This window comes from Leeuwenhoekiella parthenopeia (genome assembly GCF_020782115.1).
Classification (GTDB): domain Bacteria; phylum Bacteroidota; class Bacteroidia; order Flavobacteriales; family Flavobacteriaceae; genus Leeuwenhoekiella; species Leeuwenhoekiella parthenopeia.
The window spans coordinates 1-20546 of sequence record NZ_JAJGMW010000003.1; the positions used below are offsets into that span (position 1 = coordinate 1).

The 20546-nt window shown below is 44.5% G+C and carries 15 protein-coding genes; 2 read left to right on the top strand and 13 right to left on the bottom strand.

Annotated features, from left to right (window positions below; translation table 11 throughout):
• Together LLW17_RS02665 and LLW17_RS02670 are read right to left on the bottom strand one after the other, a co-directional pair.
• The coding region (locus LLW17_RS02665) for a transposase (RefSeq protein ID WP_228228726.1) at window positions 1-184 on the bottom strand (184 nt) is incomplete at its 3' end.
• A gap of 61 nt (window positions 185-245) precedes the next feature.
• A complete protein-coding gene (locus LLW17_RS02670; RefSeq protein WP_228228727.1) occupies window positions 246-1856 on the bottom strand; it encodes a family 43 glycosylhydrolase in 1611 nt (536 codons plus the stop codon).
• Between the two features lie 1177 nt (window positions 1857-3033).
• Between LLW17_RS02670 and LLW17_RS02675 the strand changes: the two genes are divergently transcribed.
• Together LLW17_RS02675 and LLW17_RS02680 are read left to right on the top strand one after the other, a co-directional pair.
• Window positions 3034-3828, top strand: coding sequence for a HipA family kinase (locus tag LLW17_RS02675; RefSeq protein WP_228228728.1), 795 nt, complete (start codon window positions 3034-3036; stop codon window positions 3826-3828).
• Complete coding sequence (locus LLW17_RS02680; RefSeq protein WP_228228729.1) at window positions 3806-4189, top strand: DUF3037 domain-containing protein; 384 nt, start codon at window positions 3806-3808, stop codon at window positions 4187-4189. The genes LLW17_RS02675 and LLW17_RS02680 overlap by 23 nt, the downstream gene beginning before the upstream one ends.
• 407 nt (window positions 4190-4596) lie before the next feature.
• Here LLW17_RS02680 and LLW17_RS02685 read toward each other — a convergent pair whose 3' ends face one another.
• The 11 genes from LLW17_RS02685 to LLW17_RS02735 form a co-directional block, all read right to left on the bottom strand.
• Complete coding sequence (locus LLW17_RS02685) at window positions 4597-6303, bottom strand: GH39 family glycosyl hydrolase (protein WP_228228730.1); 1707 nt, start codon at window positions 6301-6303, stop codon at window positions 4597-4599.
• A 242-nt stretch (window positions 6304-6545) separates the two neighbouring features.
• Window positions 6546-7739, bottom strand: a complete 1194-nt coding sequence (locus LLW17_RS02690; RefSeq protein WP_228228731.1) for an esterase — start codon at window positions 7737-7739, stop codon at window positions 6546-6548.
• Window positions 7740-7934: 195 nt separating this feature from the next.
• Window positions 7935-10157, bottom strand: a complete 2223-nt coding sequence (locus tag LLW17_RS02695) for a TonB-dependent receptor (protein WP_228228732.1) — start codon at window positions 10155-10157, stop codon at window positions 7935-7937.
• Between the two features lie 286 nt (window positions 10158-10443).
• Window positions 10444-10875: a hypothetical protein gene (locus LLW17_RS02700; RefSeq protein ID WP_228228733.1), complete on the bottom strand. Its 432-nt coding sequence runs from the start codon at window positions 10873-10875 to the stop codon at window positions 10444-10446.
• Window positions 10876-10936: 61 nt separating this feature from the next.
• Window positions 10937-11296, bottom strand: coding sequence for a VOC family protein (locus tag LLW17_RS02705; protein WP_228228734.1), 360 nt, complete (start codon window positions 11294-11296; stop codon window positions 10937-10939).
• A gap of 3 nt (window positions 11297-11299) precedes the next feature.
• The gene (locus LLW17_RS02710; protein ID WP_228228735.1) at window positions 11300-12220 is read right to left on the bottom strand and encodes a glycerophosphodiester phosphodiesterase family protein; all 921 of its coding nucleotides are present in this window, start codon (window positions 12218-12220) and stop codon (window positions 11300-11302) included.
• An 81-nt stretch (window positions 12221-12301) separates the two neighbouring features.
• Window positions 12302-13876 carry a calcineurin-like phosphoesterase C-terminal domain-containing protein gene (locus LLW17_RS02715; RefSeq protein WP_228228736.1) on the bottom strand — a complete coding sequence of 525 codons (1575 nt, stop codon included), beginning with the start codon at window positions 13874-13876 and terminating at the stop codon, window positions 12302-12304.
• Between the two features lie 37 nt (window positions 13877-13913).
• Window positions 13914-15341 (bottom strand): SusD/RagB family nutrient-binding outer membrane lipoprotein, encoded by a 1428-nt coding sequence (locus tag LLW17_RS02720; RefSeq protein WP_228228737.1) that lies wholly within the window; start codon window positions 15339-15341, stop codon window positions 13914-13916.
• 12 nt (window positions 15342-15353) lie between these two features.
• Window positions 15354-18854: a SusC/RagA family TonB-linked outer membrane protein gene (locus tag LLW17_RS02725; RefSeq protein WP_228228738.1), complete on the bottom strand. Its 3501-nt coding sequence runs from the start codon at window positions 18852-18854 to the stop codon at window positions 15354-15356.
• 81 nt (window positions 18855-18935) lie between these two features.
• Window positions 18936-19871, bottom strand: coding sequence for a FecR family protein (locus LLW17_RS02730; RefSeq protein ID WP_228228739.1), 936 nt, complete (start codon window positions 19869-19871; stop codon window positions 18936-18938).
• Window positions 19872-19971: 100 nt separating this feature from the next.
• Complete coding sequence (locus LLW17_RS02735; protein ID WP_228228740.1) at window positions 19972-20535, bottom strand: RNA polymerase sigma-70 factor; 564 nt, start codon at window positions 20533-20535, stop codon at window positions 19972-19974.
• Window positions 20536-20546: the final 11 nt, after the last annotated feature.

Genomic DNA, 20546 nt, shown 5'->3' on the forward strand with positions numbered 1-20546 from the left:
ATCCTTTCTCATTAAAGTTAGAAAATTTATAAATCCATCGGTAAATACTAACACAAGGTATGTTGTGCAACATCGATAGTTGGCTAGCACTATACTTACCGGATTCAAAATCTTCGACGATCTGACGCTTAAAACTCTCAGAATAAACACGCCTCTTTTGGATGATTTGTACGTTGGATTTCATTGTTAATCACGTTTAAGTGGTCAACCTATATCAGGGACGTACATACTCTAAAATCTTACATCTAACGTCTAACCGCTCCCATCTCCAATCTTACATCATCAATCTGTGCACTTGCCCCAGCTTTTCCTTGAGCATAAATCCCTATTGTGACTTTTCCATCCCGCACGTTTACCGATTCTAGAGTCACGGGAGTCCATTCCGGGTGTTCGGTATTTAAATGGATTTCAAAAGTTTGCCCCCCGCTACTGGCGTAAAGCTTTAGCTGTTCAAATCTGGAATTGTTCTTGATTTTTGCAGAAAGACTGTAATTCCCGTCAGGTAAGTCCACAAATTCTGTGGAGCTTATTTCCTGGGTAATCCTGCGCTCAAAAGGGATATCGTCACTAATATTCAGGCTCTTTTCGCCCACAACCTGTTTGCGATCTTCGCGGGTGTTGAAGTAATTCAAAACCGGCGAAGAGGGGTCATTTGTAGCGATTTTGTTGCCTTTGATAATTTCGGTATGCCAGCCCAAAAGCTGTTCCTGCACCGGTTTGTTGTTGCTGGGAATGTGGCGACGGTCAGCTTCAAAACTGCCGTTTTTGACGTAATTGTTGGTTTTGGCGACGGTCCAGTTTCCGGTTTGCTCGTCGAGATTCCAGGCGTGCAGCGAATTGAAGTGCGGCACATCCTCTTTAAAAGACAGGGGCACCCACTGGTTATAGCCTAATCCGTTACCGGCAAACTCGGCCCAGCGGTCTCCGCAAAACAAAACGGTTTCTTCTTCGCTTCCTTTTAGGGTATAAAAAAATCCGGTCTGCGAGACGTGGGCATAATCCTGCTCGCTGCCGGGCATAATCAGCATTTCATTGGTGGGTTTATAGGGTCCGCGAACGTCATCGGCAACCAGGTAATAGACCAAAGAGCCGTCCCAGCCGTAGATATTAGACGCCGCCATATAATACTTGTCCTTGTATTTAAACATACAATTGCCCTCGCGACTGGCGCCTCTAAAGATTTCAGTAAGATCGAGCAAATCAACTTTGCCATCGCGTACGCCAATTTCTGAGACATAAATCTTGTTGCGCCCCTGCCCGTACGAGTACACCAGGTAAGATTTGTCCGTATCGGGATCGGTGAAAACGGTTTGATCCCCGGTATTGGGAGTGCCTATGCGGCCGGTCATATCGATATGCCGGTGGACTTTGAAATCGCCTAAGGGTGAATCGGCCAGGGCGATCATCACGTTCTTCCCGTGTTGAATAAACAAGGCATATTGATCGATTTCGGCTACGTATGCAACGCCCATCCGCCCCAGCCAGGTAGGGTTACTATCATAGTCTACCGCTTCCGGGGTGAGTACGTGTTTTTCGAAAGTCCAGTTTACCAGATCGGTTGAGGTATAACAGGTGACGCCTTTAAAATGGTTGCGTTCCAAAGTAACCGAAGGATCATCCCGATAGGTTTCGGCTTCGGCATAATGCACCCCATACCAGTAGTATTTTAGACTTCCGCTTTGCGAATCTCTGAACTGAAAAATCCCCCCGCCCTGAGAATAGATGGGTTGGCCCTCGACGGTTTCCCAAAAGCTGTCGTTGGTAATGGTTTGGTTTTGGGCATAGCCTGAGCTAAACAGAAAAAGACCTATAAAAAGGATTACTTTTTCTAAACGAAAGCAATAAAGTTTAAGCATAGTTGAGAATATAAAACTCAATTTACAGCCTGAACGCATAAATCTTATCCTGCACCGTCCTGATTAACCGGAAGTCTTATAGCTAAAAAATAAGCTCTAAATCGATAGCGTCCTAAACGTTTTTTGATAACTCAAGTGAACACCCGTAAATACTAATGTCTTCAATTAAATTTGAATCGAGGGGTTAATTTTCTTCTTTGGCCTTCTTTTTCTTCAGCATGGTTAAAAGTATCCGTTGTCCTCATCCCCAACCCTTCTCCCCTGGACAAGTGGGGGCTGATTTTACCTCAAATTAATGCTGAGCTCTATTCATACCCGAAGGATTAAACGAATACCCTCCCTCGGTTAAAAATAGTCCCGTAGCTCTACAAATCCGTATAGAGAGATTTGCGGGTACCGAACTGTAGAAGTGAGCTTTTTACTTCTATTCTTGTTCCTGTTCTTTTGTCTTGATACAAAAGAACCAAAAGATCAAGGCTCACAAGACTGTATCTAAATTTATCATTCGCTGCACTGCATGCGCTTAACTCGGCCGCTCTAGCGGCCTCAAACAGAACCGCCTGCTACGTTCCGCTCATTTCAAATTTTACGATACCTTCTTGTAGGCCGTTTCTAAGATCAAAACTAAGAATACTATTCTTTAGTCCTCTTTTTTCTTCAGCATAGCAATGGGTTCCCGTTATCCTATCCCCAGCCCTTCTCCTCCCGAAGCGTCGGGAGAAAAGGGAGTCAGATTTTAACTCAGATGAAAGCTTTGATATAATCGAACCCGAAGGGCTAAATAACTTACAATTTTCCAATAACCGGCAAATAATCTGATGTTCTCGGGTTATTCTTCTTTACACTTCTCTTTCTTCAGTATAGCAATGAGTTCCCGTTAAAAATTTTCGAAGCCTTGGAGAAAATTTAGGGGACTTATTGCGGTTTTGCCCCTAAGTGCAAAAATACCTAAGAAAAAGGCTCTTTTCTTTTGGTTCGTTTTCTTTGGAGAAGCAAAGAAAATGAACAGAACATGATTTAGAAGTAGAGAATTCGCAAACCGACGATAGGAGGTTCACGAGCTCCACAATCAATCATAAATAGCATGAAAAAGAAAGAACCATTTAGATAGATGAATCTTTATTTACAAAATGATTGGCTCTGAATAATGTATTTTTACACCACTTTTTAAAAGGCTATGCAAACACCTCCCGAAATACGCCATGTAAATGTCACCCGTTACATCACACCCTTGCGGGAAGGCGGTTCGTTGCCCGCTGTTGCCGATGCTGATGACGGCTTTAAATATGTGGTAAAATTCAGAGGGGCGGGTCACGGTCCCAAGGCGCTCATTGCCGAATTACTAGGTTGTGAGATTGGCCGTATTCTGGGGTTTAAAGTGCCCGAAGTGGTTTTTGCGCATCTGGATGAAGCTTTTGGCCGTACCGAAGCCGATGAGGAAATTCAGGATTTGCTGAAGTTTTCGCAGGGACTGAATATCGGTTTGCACTTTTTATCGGGAGCCATCAATTTTGATCCGGTGGTGACCACGGTTGATGCGCAACTGTCTTCGGAAATCGTATGGTTTGACGCCTTTATGACCAATATTGACCGTACGTTTCGCAATACCAATATGCTGATGTGGCATCGCGAGCTCTGGCTTATTGACCATGGCGCGACGTTGTATTTCCACCACAGTTTTACCAACTGGGAAAAAAGCGCGGCCACGCCTTTTGCTTTGATTAAAGATCATGTGTTGCTACCGCAAGCCTCTCAATTGGAGAATGCCAATACCAAACTGAAATCCCTGCTTACCGAACAGGTGCTTCAAAACGTGGTAAACCTCATCCCGGATGAATGGCTGCATTGGGAAGGCACTGAGGAAAATCCCGATGACCTACGCGACATCTACTTTCAGTTTTTAAAAACCCGACTGACCCATTCTGATGTATTCACCAAAACCGCAAACGATGCACGACAGGCACTTGTATGAGTATGCGGTGATTCGCATCGTTCCTCAGGTAGAACGTGAGGAGTTCTTCAACGTAGGCGTGGTGCTCTACTGTAAACGCCCGCGTTTTATCGGGATGGAATTTAAGCTGGATGCAAAAAAGCTGGAAGCCTTTTGCCCCGAACTCGATGTGGAACAGGTTGAAAAAAACCTTAACGCCTTTAAAGCCATCAGCAACGGTGAAAAACACGGCGGCCCTATCGCCAGGCTCGAGCCTGCAGAGCGCTTTCGGTGGTTAACCGCGACACGGAGTTCAGTCATTCAAACTTCTAAAACCCATCCGGGATTTAGTGAAAATCTGGAAGTGACTTTAAAATGTTTGTTTGAAGATTTAGTACTCTAAAATCAATCTTGTCACATCGAGCGTGTCACACTGAGCGCAGTCGAAGTGCATTGATATTGGTTTCATGATTAGCAAATTAAAGATTCCAGGTCAAAATCAACTGTACTTGTTAATCTCCTAACAGGATTATTTTAATTTCTATTTTAAATAAAATCCTATTCTTTTTTGCATCGCCCAAAAAAGAATCAAAAAAGTCTAGGCTTAAGAAAACGACTCTAAATTTATCATTCGACTTCTAAATTTCCTTAACTCCCCTGCGGGTCAAACAGAAGGAAATTTTACGAAGATCTCATTTCAAATTTTACGAGTCCTTTTCTATACGCCGTTTTCTAAAATCTAAAAAACAATTCAAGGCTATAAACCTGTTCTTTAGCTTTGGTTTTCTTTCGAGAAGTGAACAAAATAAGTTAATTCTCAAACTCCACTTTAAATAAAGCCACACCCTGTCTGGGTAGATCCAGATTTAGGATGAGTTTCCCCTCTTTCACATCCATATATTGCGGAGAAGTAAAAAGCTGTAACTGACCGGCCTGCTCCAGTAGGTCTATTTGTTCGGGAGTTGGATTCTGCGGAGATCCCATAGCTTTGTATGCTGTGTACGAATTGCTGAACTGCTCATCAACCCGATACTGGGAAACCAAAACTTTATTGGAAGGTAAAGCCTCCAGATTCAAGGTTACAGGTGTAGGTTTTACCTGAATATCATTCCGGTCATGATAATTAAAAATCATGACGGTGACGGCATCCTCCCCACGAGACGCCAAAGCATTCACATCAGGATTATCACGCACACTGGCATCGCTTATTTTCTTATAATCGTAATCCAAATCGCCTTCCACCTTAAGGCGGTTAAATTCCATCATCCCAAACATGCGGAATACATTAAGCACCGGTTTATCGACTCCGTTTGTGGCCATATCCCGAAATCCGGCATACCATGGCTGGTTTTCAAACTCAAAACCCCAGGTCACCGCACCGGCCAGATTGATATCGTAGGCTTTGGCCAAATCGTACTTTCGGGCAAAAGAAGCAGCGGTATAACTGCTGTACATGGTGCCGTTGCGATAGGCATTTTCGGGATAATCGTCCTCAGAGCAGGCGGCACAACCTTCGGGATCAGACTCGCCAATAATCACCGGCAAATACCGCAAATCGGGATAGGAAGCTACCACTTCAAAACCCTTACGGATGTCGTTAAGCTGTGCGCCCATATTCATCACGACCGTTCCGTCAACCAGTTTGGGACTTCCCTTGGCGTGAAACGTAATAAAATCAAGCGGAGCACCGGTTTCGCCGGTCGCATAGTTTTTTCCGGAAGCCACGTGATCTAAAAAGGTACGCAGAAAGGCTTCGGCTTTGTCCCAGCCCGGCCCCGTTGTTTCGGGGCCGCCTATTTTCGCCGTAGGCAAAGCACGCTTCACCGCATCAGCCGTAAAGTCATAAAGTTTGATGTATTCTTCAGTCGTACCGCGCCAGTAGCCGATGTTGGGTTCATTCCACAGTTCCCAGTACCAACTTTCGACCTCCTCTTTTCCATAGCGATCAACCGAATGTTTAACCCACTGATAAACCAGTTCTGCCCACTTGTCATAATCCTTAGGGGGGTATGCCCACCCTGTAAAAATTTCATCGTATTGAGCACCGGGTTTCCAATAGTGCCGGTAAGGTTGGGGTTTAGACGATAAAGCTTCGGGCATAAAACCAATTTGCGCCAGCGGTTTCATTCCTAAATCGATATACGTATCAAAAATTTTATCGATTATAGTCCAGTCGTAGATGGGGTTTCCGTTTTCATCTTCGGTATAGGCATTGGTTGAACCCCATTTAAGTGCTGCTTCGCCGTCACCGGTAACCAGCAGGCTGTGTGCCCTAAAAAACACAGGTACCGGACTCAGTTCAGAGATTTCCCTGATTAACTTTTTACCGTCTTTCATGTAGGTATAGTTGGGCTCATCATAGCCCCACCAGGCCCAGATGGGCTGTAACTGACCGTCTTCGTGAGTTAAATTAACCGTCATTTCAACGGGCTGCACGTTATCGTACTGCGCAAATACGCTAGCGCTTAAAAGCATCAGTCCCAAAACCGATAAAAAAGAAGCTGTAAATCGTTTCATAAGAGTAAAAGGAATTGAGCTCAATAAGTTACGTTAAAATGTTTAAAGTACACTTATCAAAAACGATTTCCCTGTCTGGTTTTCACCGGATGTGATTAACAGGGTTTGTTGACAACATCCCATCCCGGCCTTTCCTTCAAAGGGAAGGAGCTTATGCTCAATTTTAAACTGAAATGCATTTACGTTTTAAAGATTTAAGGTTCAAAACCCAACCTTGAATTTTGAACCTTAAACTTTAAATCTTATTCCTGAAACAACAGCGGTACGAAGTCTGAAAGATAAACACGCCAGTTTCTCCAGATGTGGCCGCCTTTGGTTTCTACATATTCGTAAGGCATTCCCATCTCGTCCAGCGTAGCGCGGTAGTCTTTATTGGCTTCGTAAAGAAAATCGGTTTTGCCGATTGCGATCCAGTAGCGTTCATAACCATTATCCATCTGGGTTTTTAAGGTTTCCTTGAAGTTGGAATATACACCTTCCCCGCTTTCATCGCCTCTTGCCATAATCGCCGCCGAAAACAAACCTACGTAATCAAAGGTATCGGGGTAGTAGCGCGAAATGTGCAAAGCGTGATAGCCTCCCATCGAGAGTCCGGCGATTGCCCGGTTTTCCTTATTGGCCTTCACGCGGTAGTTGTCTTCAACAAAACGGATGATTTCGTCAAAATTGGCTTCATACATCCCGTTCATCGTTTTGGGCACCATAAAATTTGGCGTGTAATACCCGGCGCTACCTGCTCCCGGTGCGGCATCCTGAATCACATTTCCATTAGGCATCACTACAAGCATAGGTTGGGCTTTGCCCTGCGCGATCAGGTTGTCCATAATTTGTGAAGTACGTCCCAAAGTCAACCAGGCTTCTTCATCACCACCCGCGCCGTGTAAAAGGTACAGCACAGGGTATTTTTTGGTTTCCTGCTCATATCCCGGCGGGGTGTAAATGCTTATTTTACGATCCATCCCCAAACCTTCTGAATCATACCAGCGGCTGGCAACGGTACCGTGCGGCACATCCTGCACGCGGTACAAATCGGCCTGCTCCCCGGGAACGATAAAAATATTCATCACCGAAGCCACATCGCGAATCAAAAACGGATTGGCGGGATCGGTGGTTTTAAAACCGTCTATGATAAAGGCGTAATTGTACAATTCAGGGGCCAGGGCTTCTGTGGTATAGGTCCAGACTCCTTTTTCATCTTTGGTTAATAGAGCTTTGCCGGGGCCGTCCATTTCGCCATACGGACTTTGAACTTTTACACTGGGCAGAAAATCGCCGGTCACATAAACTGAATCTGCCTGTGGTGCATTCAGGCGAAAAGTAACGGATTTGTCGGGGTGAATTTCAGGCGAACTCACCTGTTGCCCGTTAAACAGGGATTCCTGTGCTGATAAAATCCCGAAGCTAAGGGCGAATACGAGAACGATATAGTTTTTCATTGGAAGTATATTAATTTTTAAAAAATAAGGAGGCTTTTCGCCCGTAAGGTTAAAGATACACATTTGATAAAGCTCTTAAATTGACAATTGTCAAAAATCTTGTGGCTACAATCGGTTTAAAAGGCTTAAAAAAATCCGGCAACAACTTAATCGCTGTTGCCGGATTCCTAAACTAAAATCGCCTGATCGTTCAGCTTAAAACGTATAAGTAAGCTTCCCTCTGAGGTAAAACGGAGTTCCCGGCGTAAAATGAATTTCCTCTACCGGGGCGGGTTCGTTAAAGAGTCGGCTTTCGGTGGCAAATTGGGTTTCATTCCAGTCTACGTCAAACAGGTTTTCTACAATGATTCCTAGCGTCCAGTTTTTAATGGAATAATTCAGGTTGAAGTCGGTCACAAAATAGCCTTCGGCTACGATGGAATTGTCCTCGTTAGCAGCGCGATCGCCCAGCCATCGGTAGCCCAAAGACCCCGAAAACCCAGAAAGATTATCAACACTCAATCCACCGGCTGAGGTAAACTTTGGCGCCAGCGGAATATAATCCTGTCCTTCCGGCTCTTCGGTGCTTCGGGCGTAGGTATAATTGGCATCGCTGTAGAGGTACAACCAGTCGAGCACCTGATAGCGCGCACCCACTTCAAGGCCCATTCTGCGGGTCTTTCCGCTGGGCTCTACAATTCCGGCATCGCCTACATATACAAATTCCTGATCCAGAAAAAGCGTCCATAACGTGGCATTTAATGCTAACCTGTCTATAGGCTTTACCAGCGTTCCCAGGTCCAGATTGTAAGCCGCCGGAAGAATTTCTTCCCCGTTATTGGCTACTACCACGCGACTGTCATTAGAATGAAAACCAATTCCTGTCTTCAGAAACAGCTGCCAGTTCTTAGAAGCCGAAAAAATAGTGTTGAACTTGGGGCTGAAAGCTACTTTAGATTCGCTTTGATTGTCATAGGTTTCAGTAAGCTTATTGTAGTAATCAAACTTGAAATAATCCAGACGCACCGCAGGCTTGAAGCTGAACTTACCTGTTTTGAATTCGGTATTGATAAAACCAAAAGCATTGAGCTCGTCTACATCGCCCAGAGCAAGACGCTCCAGAATGGTCTGTCGGTTAAGCGTTCGCGATAAACTCACCTCATCTACATTGTCGTATCTAAAACCCACACCGGCATCGTAGTTAAAAGTACCTTCTCCCAACGGCAGATAATGACGCGAATACACGCTTTGCAAACCGGCCAAAAAGCGATCTTCCTGCTGTTTGATCTGATCGCCATTTACGGGATCTTCCAAAAAGAATGTGAAATTGGAATACAGTTCAAAATCGTAGTGGGACACATAGGCATTGGTTTTCAGGACCGCATCGTGTTCCAGATTTTTAAGGTGCTGAAGGCTGAGATTGGTGCGGCTGGTCTGGCCGCCTTCAGTGTAGTCAATTGCCCCGAAGCGCCCTATTAATCCCTGATCTACGGTGCGCTGTGGAATTTGACCGGAAGCATCCCACTTGCTTTGAAAATGCGAAGCCGTCAGCGTGATTTTATCGGCATTTAGATTGGTGTAGGTATACCTTCCCAATACGTTAAAACGGTTGAAATTCTGCGGACTGTCAAAAGGACCATCGGTTAGATACATTTCAGAGGCCACATAAGCGGAATGCCTGTCGTCATCTGTCAGGTTAAACATACCTGTAAGCCGCGAGGTGTTGAACTGACCTGCTTCCAGCGAAATGCTGCTGGCATCCAGGCTTTCTTTTAAACGCAGGTCTACGTAACCGGCGGTGTTGAAATTTCCTTTATCGGCATAATAGGCTCCTTTGCCAAAATCGATGTTTTCAATAGTTTCTGGAATCACAAAGTGTAAATCGGCGTAGCCCTGCCCGTGGGCGTGAGACACCATATTTACGGGCATGCCATCGACGCTGATGGCCACATCGGTACCGTGATCTACATCAAAGCCCCTTAGAAAAATCTGTTCGGCTTTACCTCCCCCGGCATGCTGACCGATAAAAAGTCCGGGGACTTTACGCAGGATTTCCTGCGAAGATTTTACAGGATTCAGCCGCAGGTCAACCGCTACCACTTGACTCAGGCTATTGACTTCTGAAGTAAGCACCACCTGGTCTAAAGAGGTACTGCTTTCAATCAGGGCGATTTGTATGGGTGCATTAAGCCAGGATGCGTCAACGCTGCGGGTAAGCGTACTAAAACCCAGTCGCGAAAAAGCAATAGAATCCCGAAGCTTTACGCCCGGCAGATTAAAGACGCCTTTTGCATTGGTGTGGGTATGCTTCCCGCTGGTATGGTTGTAAATATTGACATTTTCAAGAGGTTTTCCGGCCTCGTTGGTCACAGTTCCTGTAAGGTTTTGGGCACTTAATTGCGCGCAAACCAACAGAAACACGATTATATGATATTTCATAAGTGTGTTTAAGAATAATAAAAGAATGTACTGGCCCGGGCACGCGAAAACGTCTGGACGTTTTGCATGAAGCCGGCACAGCAGGATAGATGAGGCTGTCTAAAAAATAATCCTGAGTTGTTGAACTGCCCCGATGTTTCTCGGATCGAAGTTTTTAAAATACTGATAACCAAATAGTCTTCGACAGGCTCAGACTGACAATCCAATGCAGAACAACTTTTTAGACAAGCTCGTGAGTAAACTACCTTGGGGTAGTTTACCCTTTGGCGGGGCCATTAAAACAAACTTATACCTGAGGCGGGGGAACCGGAATACGCAATGCGAGTAACTTTTTTTCAAGAAAGAAAAAAGAATATTCCGCTTTGGAAATGATTATGTGTGGAGCAAAAGCCGGATGAGCTTTTTCAGCTTGCAGGTGCTTGTCCATCTTAAACGAGACGGTCTTTTTATCCTGCTCCTTTTGAAGGTCGTCTTCAAAAGGTTCCAAAACCTGCTTGATGTATTCTAAAGTGCGGTGGTCGTGACCGGCTTCGGCTAGGAGTTGATCTGCCGATAAAAAACCGTGCTCGTGGGAGCTAGAGGTGATGTGGTAGAACTCGTGTTCCCACTGGTGCGCCCATTCTAAAACATGCTGTTGCACCGGAGCCAGGATATAAATCAAGGAAAGCCAAGCCGCACCGGCCGCTGCTAGTAGTGATTTAAAACGAGTAAGCCCCATAGGTTTGTGCTTCGATTTCGCAAAACTACAGCGGCTGACTGAAATAGGTGACTGTTTTGGGCTATTTTTTAAAGGAGCCTATGTGCCAAAGGATTCCGGAAGGGTCGTGTACAAAAAACTCGCTTCCCCACTGCTGATGCACCAGTTCTGAGACGCGAACTCCGGCGTATTTTTCGGGAAGCTGAAGGCTTTTGATGTGATCTAAATGCTGCTGCACGTTTTCCACTTCCAAAAAAACCATGGTGTTATCTACCCAATCTTTGACGTAGGCGTCCTGCAGGTAAAAACCGAAATCTCCCTTTTTAAACAAAGCCATTTTGGGTGGAAGCACTACTTCTTCAAAACCCAAGTCCCGGTAAAAAGCGCGGGAAGTATTGAAATCTTTACAACCTAAAAATGGGCGGATGGATTTTATGTGCATAGATCATTCTTTTAAAGCTTCAATAACCCGCTCCGGATAATCGGTGATAATGCCGTCTACCTTGAGCGCAATGACTTCTTTGATCGCTTCGGGTTCGTTGACCGTCCAGGGAATTATTTTTAAGCCGTCTTTTCTGATTGCCGAAACTTCGGTTGAATCAAGCAGTTTGTAGTGCGGACTGTAAATTTCAGGCTTAAAACTCAGGATGTTTTTGTTCTCCTCATAGGTGTTTTCGCCTACTAAAAAGGCCAGCTCAATTTCAGGATACTTGGTATGTACTGCCTCCAAAATCGCCGGGTCAAAAGATTGAAGGTTTACACGCTTTTCCATCTGCTTTTCCTGAACGACTTCCATTACCAAATCTACAAAAGCTTCGGGTTGCGGTTGAAAAACGTCGTATTCCTCAGGCACCGATTTGATTTCGATATTATACTTCACAGGCTTTAAACCTTCCGCTTTGATCGTTGCTTCAACCGTATCAATAACTTCGCTGAGCAGGGGTTTGTAGGTTTTTAGCTTTTGCTGCTGCGGAAAGCGTACATTCCCTTTTGAACCACCGTCATATTGTTTAATTTCAGCATAATCCATTTGGTACAGATTGTACTCTTTTTCTTTATCCTGCGGAATCGAATCACCGTTTGGTGCGGTCATATACAAGGCCAGCATCCAGGGCTCGTGACTTACCACGACCTGACTGTCTTTTGAAATCACCACATCGAGCTCTAGCACGTCAACGCCCTTTTTGAGCGCACTTATAAATGCGGGAATGGAGTTTTCGGGCAGGTTGCCCCGCTCGCCGCGATGGCCCTGTACCTGTATTTCAGATTTTGTATTCATAGTGGGTTCCTGAGACTCTTCGGTATTCGATTTACATCCTGCCAAAACACTTATTAGCAGAATTGCCTGTATAAATTTAGTCTTCATATTCTTATTATTGGTTTTGTAAAAATAAAAAAAGCCTGCCCATCTGAATCCTCAGAAAAAGCAGGCTTAACAAACAAGCATTTACTTAACAGGTTCTTCCAGACGATAGGAGGCTGTACCCAGATGGGTTTTGCCATACCGGTCTGTTGCTTTTACTTCAATAGTATGCGTGCCCAAATCTAGCTTTGTCGGAATCTTACCCCACCACAGGTGTGTGCTTTTAACGGGGTTGCTGCCGCGCTTCCCTGCCATCAAAACCTCTGCGGTATCCCACTCATAAATGGTGGCTTCGTACGAAGGATCCTGCTCATTGATATAATCCATCGGTTTCCATTCGCCCCCATCAACGCGGTACTCAACCGTATCGCCTTCAGCTCCCATAAAAAAGTTGGTATAGATACCCGCTTTAGTACCCTTACCCTGCGCCAGAACTTTAGGTGCAAAAATTTCCATTTGATAGGCTGCGGGTTTTCCGGCAACTTTATAATCGGTTTTATAGGTATTTCCGTCGAAATGAATAAACGCATATCCCTTGGGCGTACCATCACGCATGGTCGAAACAGGTACACCCTGCTCATTAAATGTACCCGAATACCAGTCGCCTGAAGTGGTGCCTACATTATACTCGTGATGCGGTTTTTTACCCTGCCAGCCCTGTACTTTCGTAAAATAATCCTGGCGTTGAATGTGGGTGTGGGCTGAAAGCGAAAGGGTATTTTCAAAAGGCTGAAGCGCTTTAAACAAACGCTCGCGATCTGCATCCCTAAACGGATCACCTTCGGGTTCGCTAAGCGGAATATGAAAAGCTACCACAACTAAATGATCTTTAGGTACCAGAGCCAGGTCGTTTTCTATAAACCGTAACTGATCTTCACGGAAACCTCCCCAGTAACCTTTACCTTCCCTGGGATGGGGATACAAAATATCATCAAGAACCAGAAAATGCACCTTACCGTAGTTAAAAGCATAGTTGGCAGGGCCAAAATAAGACTCATACGTTTCATCGGAAAGGTCATCGCTGGGTGCGTCAAAATTCATATCGTGATTGCCCATCAGGTTAAACCAGGGGATTCCTACGCGCTGTACAGCTGTGATATAGGGGCTGAACAGATCAAGGTCATTACCCACCAGATCGCCCAGACTTAGCCCAAAGACTACATCTTGTATTCCTTCAACCTCGGCCACAATGCCTTTGGCAAAATACGCTACTTCCTGCTCGGTATACGGCTGAGGATCGCCAAAGATCAACGCGGTAAAGCGGTCTTCTTCCTGAGCAGGCAACAGCGCAAAGTCCACCGATTTTGGTAATTTCCCGGTAGGTGCGATGCCTTTAAAATCAGACTTCGGGGAACCTTCAGGCCGGTAACTGTAGTAAAACTGAGGCAGGTTTTGCGCATTAACCGGCAGACTGTAACCCGCAGGTTTTATGACCGCAAGCGATTGCCCTTCTTTTAATGAAAGCTCGTAGCTACCTTTGGCATCGGTGGCGATTACATCTTCCCCATTAGTAACCGACACCCCAGCAATACCTTTCTCGTTACGGTCTTTCTTTCCGTTTCTGTTTTCATCTTCAAAGACATAACCCGTTGCTTTTTGCTGTGCGTTTACGGCCAGCGAAATCATACAGCTCAGGACGGCCCATTTTATTGTTTTCATAATGTTGTTTTAATTCGTTTTTACAAAAATGATTGGCTTATTTATCCCACCAAACCTTGATGTTAATCTCATCTCCTCCCATACGTTCAACAGCCGCTTTATAATTTTGATTGTTGCGGTCTGCTTCATCAATAGGATAGTACAAGCGCGAAGGCATCTCCTGATTGTTTTTCATGTCTGAAGACACAGGCAATTGAGGCAATCCTGTTCTACGATGTTCAAACCACGCCTGATAATCGGTGAAAAATAAGGCGAAGTACTTCTGAAGCATGATACACTCAAGTGTGCCATCATAAGCAGTAGCAGTGTTATCAAAGTAGTTAGCAGGTGCGGAAACACTCCACATCGTTAAGGCTGCTTCCACCCCATTTTCATAGTGTTCCTGCGCACTGGTGATAAGTCCGCGCTGCGCAAGTTCTGCTTTTATAAATTCTACTTCCGCGTAGCTCATTAAGGGTACACTAAGCGGTGCGATTGCCAGCTGTTGCCGGGGACCTGAAACCGTAGCAATTGAATCTGCGACCGGATCATTTCTATAATCTATAGGCAAACCAATATACCCATAGCGCTCATTGTTGAGTCCCATCGCTTCGGTTGCAAAAACCGGAAGTCTGGGATCTTCAAATTCTTTGAGATGATCAATAAAAAAGGCGTTATACACCCTAAACGTATTGAAATCCTGAGGTCTGCTCCATGGTGAAAGCAAGGGGGCTTCCCCGGAAATTTTTAAAACTGCGTGATCGTCATTGCTCGTGAAAACAGGGTAGGTCGCCGGGTTATTTGCTATAGCAGCCAACTCAGTATAAGCTGATGCATTGCGATTTGCAGTACGCAAAAGCAAACGCATATGCAGTGAGTTGGTAAACTTTTGCCATTTGGCCACATCATTCTGAAACAGAATATCACTCACATAGGGCATTGCCTGATCGGTATCGTATAAACTGTTTGCACGTTCCAGATCTTCCAGGATTTGGGTATAAATCGTTTCCTGCTCTGTAAATTCGGGAAACCAGACTCCCTCTTCGGCACTACCGGCTTCAAGCATAGGTACATCTCCAAAACAATCTGTAAGTATCGAAAAAGCATAGGCCTTTAGTGTAAGCGCAATTGCCTCGTAATTAGGCAGCTCATCACGCACAGCTGCCTTCCCCATCTCTTTGATATTCGTGAGCTCAGAATAGTAGGTATTCCAGGTAGATCCTCCAATATTCTGTACAAAATCGTAGTAAAACACCGCGTTGGTATTATCCTCATTTGGGATAAACATCTGCATAAGCTGCGCACCTATATTGCGATGTTGCAGCGCGTTATGTGTAGTCAACTCATACAGGATGGGGTTAAGGGCACTTCCTGCCGTTATTTCTTCGAGATTGTTAGGGTCTGTGTTTATCTCTTCAAAGTTGGTTGAACAGGAAGAAAGCACACACACTAAAAATCCGGTTATTAAGAATTTTAAAGTTTTCATATCTGTATTTATTTAAAAGCCTACTTTAACATTAATACCAAATTCTGAAGGCGATGGCATCTGCCCTACTTCAGCACCGGGATGAAAATTGGTGCCACCGGCAAGCCCCGCCACTTCAGGATCATAGATGGGGAAGTCTGAAATCACTGCCAGGTTTCTACCATACAGCGACACTGCCGCTTCACTTAAAAAAGTACTGGCCAGCAATTTTTTACTGAAGTTATACTCCAGAGTAACCTCGCGCAGTTTTACAAACGAAGCATCAAATGAATTGGCTTCGGTATTGGCAAGGGGATACATCTCATTATAATAATCTGCAATTGGGATTGCTGTGGTATTGGGACTATAACTGCCATCTTCATTTAGAACCACACCTTCACCCACACGTACCCCTTCTTCACGACCGATGAGGGTATGCTTCAATTTACCCTGCTGGGTAAGTTTGTGATGCGTATGCGAGTAAATCACCCCGCCATACTTACCATCAATAACCACATTTAACCGTAAATTTTTATACTGAAACGAGTTGATAAAGCCCGCTACCCACTTGGGTTGGGTGTCGCCTATAAAAATGATATCATCAGTCATAAGCGGGAATCCGTCCGCATCAAAAATGATTTCGCCCTGTGGATTTCTTTCATATCCTCTGCCAAAAAGCGCTGCCGGTGAACCTCCTTCAACAGCCACCAGACGTGCCCCAGATGAACTCAACATCTCAAACCTGCCTTCTTCGGCATTTTCGTGAAGCGACAATACCTTCCCTTCATTTTTAGACCAGTTGAGTGTGCTATTCCAGCTGAAAGACGGTGTGTTTATCACTTTAGCATTAAGTAACAGCTCAATCCCGCGGTTACGCACAGAACCGGCGTTGATTAAAGCGCTGCTGTACCCTGAAGAGTTGGGTAATGGCGAACTAAAAATCTGGTTTTTTGAGGTGGTTTGATAAACAGCGGCATCCAGTTTCAACCTGCTCTTAAACATGCGTAAATCAAATCCCAGTTCGGTACTGGTTGTGATTTCCGGTTTAAAATCGGTATTGTAAAGCGAATGTGGTGAAACCGCCGAACCGGGGAAGTCACTACGGCTAAAGTACTTGCTGGTACTATAGCGGTTATCATACTGTCCTGCACCTCCTACCTGCGCCACAGAACCTCTAAGCTTGAGAAAATCTATAGATTTAGGCAAATCTGCAAGTTCGCTTACCACAAACGACGCACTTGCTGAAGGAAAGAAGTAAGACATATTCTGTTTAGGAAGCATACTGTTCCAGTCGTTACGCCCGGTTAAGTCTACAAATAAGAAATCTTTAAGTCCCAGAGAAACCAGACTGTACAGACTGTTTACTTTATTATAGCCTTCAAACTTGCTGGTAAAAAGCTGAGAGCCGTTTACCAGGTTATACACCCCGGGAATCTCGAGACCTTCAGTCCAGGAATCCTGTCTTAAATATTCGTAATCCAGACTGTTTCCGCCCACATTTGCAGTAAGGTCGAGATCCCCGAATTTATTGGTATAGGTTAACAGGAAATCGGTATTGATTTCATTTTTAAACACATTGGTCTTGCGGTAATAACCCCGTGCATACCGGTTGATGTCATAGGGTCTGCGCTGATCCATATTTTTGTTGTACATATTCAGCGCCCCGCGAAGCATCAGGCTCAGGTTGGTATGCAACTCGATATCTATCTGAAAATTACCGGTTATTGCGTGTTGATTGAGGCTGTTCTCAATTTCATAAGCCATCGCATAGGGGTTGTCAATAAAACTGCTATACGGGCGTATCATATCTATCTGTTCCTGCCCCTCTTTCCAGATAGGACGGTACCAGTCGAGGTCCACATTGGGGTTTTGAAAAATCATAAAATAAGCAATGGAGTGGTTGTTGTAACCCTGACCCGGCAGGTTATCACTCATTCTTTTGGAATAGTTTACGATAGACGACAGGTTTATTCTTTTAGAAATCTGATGTTTGGCATTAACAGAAAGTGACATTTGCTCAAAACCGGTGTTTGGCATAATCCACTCATTCTTGGTGTGAGTAACCGAAGCACGCATCGATCCTTTTTCGCTTCCACCCTGAAGAGCGATGTTGTTTGTGAGCGTAAGTCCTTTACGCCAAAAACCTTTGCGATTGTCTTTATAAGGTCTCCAAAGCTGGCGTTCTGCCGATTGTCCTTCAAGCTCCGGATCGTACTGAAAATAAAACTGCCCGTTAAAACGAGGTCCGAAGGCGCTGCTGCTTCCGGCAGTGCTCCTACCGTCTTCTGAAGCGCCATAGGTATAATACAACCGGTCTTCGTAAGCTACCGGGTTGCCTTCAGAATCTGTGGCAGGCTTTAAGTAACTGCCCCTGCCACTACCCTGACCGTACTCGTATTGCCAGTCTGGCCAGCGGGTAATGACATCCATCTTAGCGTTTGAAGTAATGGTAACCCCCAGACCGGTCTGTTTTTGGCCTTTTTTGGTCGTAATCAAAATAGCACCGTTTGCAGCCTGATATCCATAAAGTGCAGATGCCGCAGGACCTTTTAATACTGAAATACTCTCAATATCCTCTGGATTTAAATTGGCGATCGCATTACCAAAATCTACCGGCGTGTCTGTACTGGAAGCACCTCCCATATAGGCATTAGAAGCACCTGAACCCGGAAATTCATTTTGAACAGGGATCCCGTCAATAACGATAAGTGCCCCATTATTACCGGGATCAAGAGAGCTGTTACCTCTCAGTATTATTTGCTGGGAACCAATGGGACCTCCCAAGCCATTAATGGTAAGCCCCGGTACTTTACCGCGTAAGGCTTCAGACCAGTTATTGGGACGGGCATTTAAAAGCTCTTCGGAAGATACGGTCTGCTGGGCATAACCCAGTTTTTTCTCTTCCCGCTTAATCCCCAGAGCGGTCACTACCACCTCGTTTAAGGCATTCACATTTTCTTCCAGTGTAATGCTGAGGTCTTCTCCCGGTGATGCATTTACAGTTTTTGTGGTAAAGCCCAGATAAGAAACTTCCAGAACTACCGCACTGCCCGCATTGATGGTAAATACCCCATCAAAATCTGTGGTCACTCCGGTTGATGAACCCTGAATTTTTACCGTAGCACCGGGTAGCGGAAGACCATCCTTATCAAAAACCCGCCCTTTAATTTGCTGCTGGATTTCGTTACGTACTACCGTAATGGTGTTATTAATCTGGGTGAAAGAAAGACGGGTCTGTGCAGCGATCTTGTTGAGAACAAGGTCAAGGCTTTCGTTACGTACATTAAGATTTACCGCTTTGGTAGTCTCCAGAAGTTTGCTGTCAAAAACAAAGGTGAATTTGGTTTGTTTTTCAAGATTGGCAAAAACATCGGCCAGTTGCGTATCCTTAAAATTTGTGGTTACATGTACAGATTTCAGATTTTGATTAGGGTTGGCCGAAGCCTTTAAAGTCACTATGGAAAAAAGGACAAGCGTCAAATACCTCAATTTCCAAAGGGTAAACGTTTGTAAAATTTGTAGTTTAGTTTTCATGTTGATAATGGCTATAATTTCAGTTGTAGTCTTATTTATTCCGGCCCACTTGTGTTGCAGCAGAAGTGGGTCTCTTTTGTTTTAGGGGGCGTTTTTTCGAATCATAAAGTGGTTTTGAGAGAGGGTATCTATTTTTAAGTGATTTATAAGCGCTATACTTTGAAGGGCCGTTTCTAAAGGTTCATCGTGAAATTTCCCTGTTATGCGGAGCTCCTTTATTGAAGGATCGGCAAAATCAATTGTTACGTCATACCAGTTTTCTAAAACTGTGGCTGTTTTGAGCAGACTTGTATTTTCTAGAACAATTGTTTTTTGCATCCACAGCATGGTATCCTGAAGATTTCCGGTAGTTGTCACCGGACTATTTGCATTTTCAAAAACCAGCTCCTGATTTTTAACCAGATACACTTTCTCGCCGGTGTTTGTATGCTCTACCTTAACCTTTCCACTGCGGACGCTGACCACGGGACTGGCCGGGTCATACGAGTTGATGTTAAAGCTGGTTCCCAATACGGTGGTTCGCACCGCTCCGGTTTTAATAGTAAAGGGGTGCTGCTCGTCACGGAAGACTTCAAAAAAGGCTTCACCGGTTAATTGAAGGTTTCGGTTTTCATTAAAATTTTCAGGATAGGTAAGGCTGGAATTGGCATTTAACCAAATTTTTGAACCGTCACTCATAACCAGACTGCGCTGTTCGCCCTTGCATGTGGCAACACTTATATATTCAACTGAAAAATACTGGAAGGCAAAAAAGCTTATACAAAGCACAGCGGCTATACCCGAAACATAGGCAAGCACCTTGCTATTCACCAGACGCCGTTGAGGCGTATGCGCATCAATAGCCTGATCAATTTTTTTACGAATACGCTTTTTGTGATCATCGCCCGGATCAATACGTCTGTGCTTCTGGTTTTGCTGAAGTCTGTTTACAAATTCTTCAAGCAGGTTTTCTTCGGCTTTGTTGAGTGATCCCTGCCGTTGTTTTTCCAGTAATTTCTGAAATTCTTTCTGTGTCAAAATTGAACCCTTTTACAGGTAAGTCACAGAAAGCCGGGTTTACACGTAGCGCATTTTGCGCATTTAATGATTTGTTTAAATACGGGGAATGGTGTTTACATTACTGTAACAATAAGGTAATAATCAGGGACAATTCACCTACCGGGAGCGAAGTTCTGAGGTGTTTTAAGGCATCGCTAATGTGTTTCTCAACCGTGCGTATAGAAATATTGAGTTGCTGTGCAATTTCTGCATTGGGCACATCCTCAAAGCGGCTCAAAACAAACACCCTTTTGCATTTAGGCGGAAGTTTATCAATCTCATAATGAATTAAAGCTTCTACATCATCGCAAACCAGAAACTGATCTGCCTTTGCAGGAACACAGAGCTCATTTAAAACCTCCTGATGCTCACGGGTAAATTTTAAGTCCCGCAAGTGATTGATAACTTTAAATTTTACAGCCCTTAGTAAATAGGCCTCGAGGTTGAAGATTTTCTGCGTTTTTGATTTTTCCCAGAGACTGATAAAAACTTCCTGAACAATGTCTTCGCAAATACGGTCCTCAGCATAAATAGTATTGGCATAACGGTAGAGTCGCTTCCAGTAACGCTCAAAAATCAGATCAAAGCCCAGCTTTTGATGCTTATCTAAAAGCGCCAATAATTCCTGATCTGAATAATTCATAGGGATATTTG